Genomic DNA, 7,626 nt, shown 5'->3' on the forward strand with positions numbered 1-7,626 from the left:
CAGCGAGGTCAATAAGGTGGTGTCGCTGTATGACTGGCAGTGGAAGCGAATCGGGCAGTTTTCGGTGTCAAAAACAACGTTAATCAGGAGGTCAAATGGTCTATGCGTAGCCTAAGAGATTGTGAGTCTCAACCGCATCGAACGGTATCGACTCACCCGCTTTTCTCCCCCACCTGTTCCGAGGTGGGGGAGTCCCGCGGCTCTTTTGTTGAACGGAATGTGGCAAGTTTCCGGAGGCCATGGCCGCATTAACCCCGAAAAGGCCCTTGCGGCCATGTTTGCTTATGTGGATGCAGGGTTCACAACTTGGGATTTAGCGGACCATTATGGACCCGCAGAGGATTTTATCGGGGAATTTCGCACCCAACTGGAGAAACAACGGGGAAAGGACGCATTAAACAATATCCAAACTTTTACGAAATGGGTTCCCCGTCCTGGAAAAATGACCCGTCAAGTGGTCGAGAAAAATATTGATATTTCCCGCCAACGGATGCAAACAGATTGTTTGGATTTATTACAATTCCATTGGTGGGATTATGGGGATGAGAATTATTTAACTGCGTTACACCACATGGCCGACTTGCAGCAGGACGGGAAGATTAAGCATTTAGCGTTAACTAATTTTGATACGGAACATTTAAAGATTATCCTTGATGCGGGAATTAAAATTGTCTCAAATCAGGTTCAGTTTTCCTTAGTGGATCGTCGGCCTTTGGCGAAAATGGCGCAATTTTGCCAAGAGAAGGGGGTGCATTTATTGGCTTATGGGACGTTGTGTGGGGGGTTTTTAAGTGAGACGTATTTAGGGCAACCTACACCCAGTCGTTGGACGATGAAGACGGTCAGCCAGCGTAAATATTATAACATGATTCGGGCTTGGGGGGGTTGGCCGTTGTTTCAGGAGTTATTGCAAGTTTTAGCAAAAATTGCCCAAAAACATCAGCGCAGTATGGCGAATATTGCGGTTCGTTATATTTTAGAACAAGCGGCGGTAGCGGGGGCAATTGTGGGCGCGAGATTGGGCATACAAGGGCATATTGAGGATAATTCTAAGGTGTTTGATTTCCAACTCGATGAGGCGGATTATCAAGCCTTAGAGCCTATTTTTCAGCAGTCTCAGGATTTAATGATGGTGATTGGAGATTGTGGGGATGAGTATCGTTAGTTGTTAGTTGTTGGTGTTCGATTACCAGTTACCAAGTACCCATTACCCATTACCCAAATTAACTTAACACTTCTAATACTGATTTGGGAGATAATTTTTCTTTAAACCAAATTACTTTTGCGGGGACGGTATCGGGATTGACTCCGGCTTTTTCTAGGTTTAAACGTTCAGAAATGGCTAAGATTAAATTATCGACATCAGAACGACGGACTTGAGCAAATTTCTTTTGTAAATAGTCAGGCCGCCAAAAACCGACAATTTCTAAAATATAGTCTCTGCCCTCGGGATGGACAAGGCGAAAGTCGGGAATCATTACACTTCCTGGAATGGGAATTAAATTGACTTCTCGTTCTAATATCCAGTCGGTTTTGGTTTTTTCCCACCGCTTCGCAAAGGCTTCTTCAATCATGCTATCGTAGGGTTTACCGGGGGGATAATGGGTGACGAGGTTGCAGTTGTCTTCGAGTTCAAAAGTTCCTTGTTTGACTGCTCCGGTGTAGTTATCTTTTTGTTGTAGAATGGCGTTTAAACGCCATTTGGTGACGTGGAGGAGGGCGGGGAGCATTTTGGCAAAGGCTAACCCATAACGGGTGCTGGATTTAAATAAGCTGGTGGGCCCGTCTAAAATAATGGTAAAGCCGTGATCAACGTCCCCCTCAACATAAAACATGAGTTGAAAGAGTTTTAAATAGCGAAAGAGGAGTTTGTATTCCCCTGGGACATTGCGATAAGCGTTAATGGTGACTTGAGATGCTCTGTAAAAGATACCTTGGACTTGGGAGAGGTTGTAACGATGGAGTAAGGTCTCGGGTGCAGGGGGTTCAAATTCGGTTAGAATACGGTTTTCTTGTAGGTCGGCGTAGAGTCCTTTTTCTATTTCTACGGGGAGGACTTCCCGGTGTAATTCTTGGGAGAGTTGACTGGCTAAGGTTTCTAAGTTTTGACTGCGGTTATGGGGGAGGGGGTGGTTTTTGGCCGCGTGGGAGAAGACTCGTTGACGGAGGAGTTGGGGGTCTAGGGGACTGACGATTTCCAAGGTGGAAAAACTGTTGCGGAGTAAATGAGCGAGTCCCCGTTTAACGCGATAGTCGGGACTGTCTCCTTCTAGGTCATGGAGTTGCTGGTCTAGGTGTTTTTGGGGTTTCCCTAAACAGGTCTGAAAACAGTCGATTTGTTCTTTGGCGAGGTTAATGTTAGTGGTGTTGAGGGGGAGGTATTTGGGGAGGATGGTTTCTCCTTGAAAACGGTAACTGAGCAGGTCACTTGGTAACATTGTTGACGCAATGGATTCAGAAAATGGAGTTAACTAGACTGTTAGGTTTTTTCACTCAGTTGCAGTGGGCTGGGTTTAAGGTTATTTTGGGAATAAAGGGATATGATGGTTTCGGATTTTTTAGAGTCTCGTTGTGAGACTCCAGAGGTTTGGTATAAACGAGGACGGGAGTTGTCCGATCGCGGAGAAAATCAAGAGGCTTTAACGAATTTAGAGCAAGCGATCGCCATTGCTCCTTATGATGGCGCAATCTGGTATGAGCAAGCAAGGGTTTTAGAAAAATTAGGCCGCTTTGGGGATGCGTTTACCAGTTATCAACAAGCAGCACAACTTACGCCTGGGGATTATTGGGCGTGGTACAATGCGGGTTATGTGGCTATGGAGGAGTTACGGGACTATGAAAGTGCGATCGCTGCTTTCAACCAAGCACTCCATATCCGGCCCCAAGATTACTGGAGTGGGTATCGCAAAGCGGAATCTCTGAGACGGAAGAGAGACTGGAAAACTGCGATCGTGATTTTTGAACAAGTCCTTACTTTACGGCCTGAAGACTACTGGAGTTTTTACCGGAAAGGAGATGCACATTTTCACGGCCAACAGTATCAAGATGCTCTCTACTGCTACGAAACCTGTTTATCTCTCAAACCCCAAGATTATTGGGCCCAGAAACAAAGAGCAAATACGCTCAAACAGTTGGGGGCGGTTCATAGTGCTATTCTCAGGTTTAATCAACTCCTCCAACACGAACCGACGGATGCGGCAATTTGGTATGATCTCACCCATTGTTATGCCCAACTGAATGATATTAATGGCATTATTCGCACTCTAGAACGAGCGATTATTCTTGAACCTGTTATATATTTCCAGCAACTAGAAACTGATCCGATTTTAACCCGATTTCGGCAGCATCCAGAGTTACAAGGGGTTTTAGAGGAGTTAACTATCCGATTTCGGGAGACTTTGCAACCCGATGCAACGGAAGAATTAGAAGCCAGTTAAATGCAGTGGTTTCGCGCTCATGAGGGTGAAAGTCTTGACTGTTATGGGCTAAAAAATGGGCAAGGTAAAAAATGGGCAAGGAGAGACTCGAACTCTCATGAGCGTAAGCCCGCTACATTTTGAGTGTAGTGCGTCTACCAATTCCGCCACTTGCCCGACTCAGCTTTGCCATTATAACCTGTTTTTCCCAAATTTAGCAAGCGTTGATAATCTTGAGAACTGGCCCAGCGATCTACTTCTTGGGCCCGTAGGACGGGGACGGGGTGGGTTAATTCCGTGGTTTGGGCGGCTTTCAGGAGTTCGCCTAACTCGCTTTGACTGACCGCATCATAGGCTTTGGCTTGGGCAATAAAAGCGTCTAAATTGAGCAGGGGGGCGATGGTGGGGGACCCTCCGGCTAATTTCATTAAAACGGACATAATGGTTTTAGGGTCTTGGGTGGCCAGTAAGGCCGCGCGATCGCAGCTTAATTCCGCACAACGCAACCAAGCCAACATCTGCTCTTGTAACGACTGGGCCAACACGGCCCCCCAGGTGGGTAATAAATTCGACGCTAACATAATCAAATTGGCCAACGTCAGATAAACCCCATGCTCACATTTGAGGTGTCCCAACTCGTGGGCCATCACTGCTTTGATCTCCTCTGGGGTTAACATCTCGATGAGGGAGGTATGCAGCACCATAAACGGCTTTTTCCCGCGCATGGCGAAGGTATAAGCATTGGGGACGGGATTTTGTTGAATGTAGAGTTGAGGGGGTTCTAAGTCCAACACCTGACACGCTTCCAGGAGTAGCTGATGCAGGTGGGGCAGTTGTTGCTCACTAATCTGGACACTGGAGGCAATATTATTTAAATAAAAGAATTCTTCCCCAATCGATCCCAACAAATTACGAACTGCAATATCTAGGCCAGGCAACTGTTTGAGGGTTTGGGTGGCCTGTTGGTCGAGGGGATGGCGAAAATGATTGGCTTTCAGTCCAATTAAGGGAATTTGAGTGAGGGACATTGATATTGGGTGATTGGTAATGAGTAATGGGTGATTGGTGATTGGTAATGGGGAGTTCGGGGAGGTTCAACAACTAACAACCAACAATAACTTACTGATGCAACGAACTTATTCCAGGTCTAGCCATTGTTTAACCCGGTGTAAGGCTTCCCAGTCGGGTTTGCGGTTGAGGCCGTCGGCGATATTTTCCTCAATATCTTGGCGAATTTCAGAACTGAGTGCCATCATTTCTTGGGCTGCTTCAATGTGAGTCCGAACCCCTTTCTGTCCGGTTTCTAGCATGGCTAGGGCTAGATTAATCCGTACTTGGGGGGCTTTTTTATCCATTTTAACGCTCTTTTGGGCGGCTCGGAGGGCTTGGTTGGGTTTATCGGCGAGGAGGTAGAGCCACGCGAGACTGGACCAAGCGGCAGCGTTTTTCCTAGCGCGATCGCAAATTTCCTTAAACACCGGAATCAGCGTTTCTGGGCTTTCCCCCGCTTGATACCGTTCTAATCCACTTTCGTACAAAGAAGCAACCGATTCTGACATAGTATTTTGCCGTAATTGAACATAAAAAGAGAGTTGAGAGGTGCAAAACTAGCTCAAAACTAGGAGACTCCCAACTTCTCAACTGACTACAGTGTTTGGGTACAGTGTTACCGAGGGTTTTTAAACTCCGAAGGACTTTCCACAACCACAGGTTTGAGCCGCATTGGGGTTGGTGAATTGAAACCCGCCGCCAATCAGCGCGGTACTGTAATCTAACTGTAACCCGTAGATGTAAAGGAGACTTTTAGGGTCACAGACAATTTTAAACCCTTCGTAATCGTACACTTGGTCATTGTCACGAACATTATCAGGGCTTTCAAAGTCCATCAGATAAGACATTCCAGAGCATCCGCCATTGCGAACCCCGACTCGTAAACAGAGGTCTTCCCCCTGTTGTTCCCGCAGCATCCGCAGATGCTTGAGGGCAGTCTCGGTGAGTTGAATTCCGTCTTGTTTCGGTTGAGTGGCTTGAGTCATAGTCATTTAAAATTTCCTATTTTTGGGGGCTAAGAGCAATATTGTGCTAAATCTACTAATGATGGGATGCTATTGAACTTAGCAATATGTATTAAACATTTTATGATCTATGATAGCGGGTTCTCTCTATCTCTAGGGAGAGCTACCCCAAAAATCTTGCCACCTCTCCTCGCTGCTTCCATCCTAGAGAGAGAATCACCGTTGCGGCCACAGACTGAGATTTCTGCAATTTTTCTTCAATGGTCGCGGGTCGTCAGGAGAAATACGGGTTAAATTAATTGATATCCTCCCACACAGATTTCCGCGACCGAATCTAATTTACTGTTGAATTTACTTTTTCCGGCTCATGACCAGTCTCCCCGCTAATACCCTTCGTCGTTTAAACAAAATCCCCCAAAGTACCAGTGTTTGGGAGGGCGATCGCTTTTCTGTCGATGAAATTTCCCCAGAAATGGAACTCGAAGGAGAGAGAGGGGATTGTATTGTCTGGGTAGATGGAAGCGAAGGGATGATCCGATCTATGGAGGTGATCCCCCCCAAATCAGGGGTAGAAGCCTTAGCCCGGACTTTGATTCAAGCGATAGAAACCCCCAAAAATCCCGAAGCGTTGCCCATGCGGCCTCAGAAAATTGTGGTGCGCGATCGCGAAGGACAATTTTTTCTCCGAGGGGCCCTACAAGACCTCAATATCAGCGTTGAATACGCCCCAGACCTCCCCCTTATTGATGCTCTCTATCAACAAACCTTAAAGCAGTTACGCCCCCCTCATCTCCCCGAAAAATACAGTCAATTACTCTTGGAAATGTCCCAAGAGGTGTGGGAGACGGCCCCTTGGACTTGGTTGGGGGATCATCAAATTTTCTCCATTGAGGTCAACTATGGCGATATGGACACCGTTTATGTCTCTTTGTTGGGCATGATGGGGGGAGAATATGGGCTGATCCTCTATCGGTCCCTAGAGTCCCTGCAACGGTTTCGGGAGGCCATCACCTCCCGAAGCTCCATTGAAGACCTCACCGAAGCCTTTTTAGCCCAAGATTGTTGGTTTCTCAATTATCAAGCCAAAGACCCCGAAGGGTGGGATTTTGACGAGGAGGAGGACGATTTAGCGGATTTACCCGATGATGAAATTATGCCCCAATTTGGCAGTCTCCACCCCATGGAAGGCCAGCGTTTATTTCTGGATGAGGAGGAGGCGATCGCAGTTTATCTGGCCCTAAATGCCTTTATTAACTTCTTTGACACCTACAGCGAAACCCTCGATCTAGAACACTTCCCCCAATTGCGGCAAAAGTGCCGAGTGCAACTGCCTCCTCCAGTCCCAGACCAGAACCAAGACCAGAACAAAAGTGTGGCGATCGAAGTGGCCACCCTTCCCCAAGTCTCTCAAGACCTTTTAGAGTTGTCTAAGTCCAATCCTGTCTCCTCTCTCATGGAGGGATCGCCATCGGCCTTTAATATCCGTAATGATTTAATCCCCGATAAATCGGTGATTAGTTTGGGGGCCTTGTCTTGGGATGTGGTTTATCAATTACGGGATAATTCTAAAACCTATACCCAGTGGTTTGAATTTCCAGAAGAAGGGGAGGCATTACCGACAATTTTTATTCAAAGTACCCGCCCCAAAATTAAGGAGGTGATTGAACAACTTGATGATGAGGGGGGAATTGAGTCCGTCTTGTTTAACCCAGGGGAAGACCCCATGACGGAAACCACTTATAATTTAGGCATCTTGCAAACCTTGGAAGACCAGTTATATGTGTTTGCTGAATTTGCCGAAGATAACCCAGAACATCTCAGAGTGAAGGAGACTTGGGAAGATTTACTCGAACAAACCGATGGTTATTGTGGGATTGTGTTTGCGATGGGGGCCAGTGGGGCAAGTCGTGGTAATCCGAAAATGAAGGATATGTTAGGCTTTTTTATTGTGCAAATGATTGATCCTGAAGATATTGGTCTAACTCCTTTACAATTAGTTCCTCAGTTTGATTTTGATGATTGATCATTGGTAATGGGTAATGGATAATTGACCCACTCCAGATACAGAGAACGCAGAGAGGAGGAGATGGAGAAGTTGATAGTTGAGAGTTGATAGTTGAGAGTTGGGGAATTGAACCACAAAGACACAAAGGACACAAAGGGGAGTCGGGAGATGGGGAGGATGGGGGAGATGG

7 protein-coding genes and 1 tRNA gene are annotated in these 7,626 nt (G+C 46.6%); 3 read left to right on the forward strand and 5 right to left on the reverse strand.

The window, feature by feature from the left end:
• The first annotated feature begins 205 nt into the window (after positions 1-205).
• Positions 206-1,165 (forward strand): aldo/keto reductase, encoded by a 960-nt coding sequence (locus PN462_RS15340; RefSeq protein WP_443029189.1) that lies wholly within the window; start codon positions 206-208, stop codon positions 1,163-1,165.
• Positions 1,166-1,223: 58 nt separating this feature from the next.
• Here PN462_RS15340 and PN462_RS15345 read toward each other — a convergent pair whose 3' ends face one another.
• The gene (locus PN462_RS15345) at positions 1,224-2,438 is read right to left on the reverse strand and encodes a DUF790 family protein (RefSeq protein WP_272129524.1); all 1,215 of its coding nucleotides are present in this window, start codon (positions 2,436-2,438) and stop codon (positions 1,224-1,226) included.
• Positions 2,439-2,540: 102 nt separating this feature from the next.
• Between PN462_RS15345 and PN462_RS15350 the strand changes: the two genes are divergently transcribed.
• Positions 2,541-3,437, forward strand: coding sequence for a tetratricopeptide repeat protein (locus PN462_RS15350; RefSeq protein WP_272129526.1), 897 nt, complete (start codon positions 2,541-2,543; stop codon positions 3,435-3,437).
• Positions 3,438-3,509: 72 nt separating this feature from the next.
• Here PN462_RS15350 and PN462_RS15355 read toward each other — a convergent pair.
• The 4 genes from PN462_RS15355 to PN462_RS15370 all read right to left on the reverse strand — a co-directional run bounded on the left by PN462_RS15355 (position 3,510) and on the right by PN462_RS15370 (position 5,452).
• A tRNA-Leu gene (locus PN462_RS15355) sits at positions 3,510-3,593 on the reverse strand.
• On the reverse strand, positions 3,572-4,444 hold the full coding sequence (locus tag PN462_RS15360) for a M48 family metallopeptidase (protein WP_272129527.1): 873 nt from the start codon (positions 4,442-4,444) through the stop codon (positions 3,572-3,574). Before PN462_RS15360 ends, PN462_RS15355 begins: the two co-directional genes overlap by 22 nt.
• 108 nt (positions 4,445-4,552) lie before the next feature.
• Positions 4,553-4,975 (reverse strand): tetratricopeptide repeat protein, encoded by a 423-nt coding sequence (locus tag PN462_RS15365; RefSeq protein WP_272129528.1) that lies wholly within the window; start codon positions 4,973-4,975, stop codon positions 4,553-4,555.
• Between the two features lie 120 nt (positions 4,976-5,095).
• Positions 5,096-5,452: a HesB/IscA family protein gene (locus PN462_RS15370; protein WP_443029190.1), complete on the reverse strand. Its 357-nt coding sequence runs from the start codon at positions 5,450-5,452 to the stop codon at positions 5,096-5,098.
• Between the two features lie 346 nt (positions 5,453-5,798).
• On the opposite strand from PN462_RS15370, the gene PN462_RS15375 reads away from it, so the two are divergent.
• The gene (locus PN462_RS15375) at positions 5,799-7,454 is read left to right on the forward strand and encodes a DUF6930 domain-containing protein (RefSeq protein WP_272129532.1); all 1,656 of its coding nucleotides are present in this window, start codon (positions 5,799-5,801) and stop codon (positions 7,452-7,454) included.
• Positions 7,455-7,626 lie beyond the last annotated feature (172 nt).

Origin of the sequence: Spirulina sp. CS-785/01, assembly GCF_028330525.1 — a bacterium.
GTDB lineage: Bacteria > Cyanobacteriota > Cyanobacteriia > Cyanobacteriales > Spirulinaceae > JAQMSD01.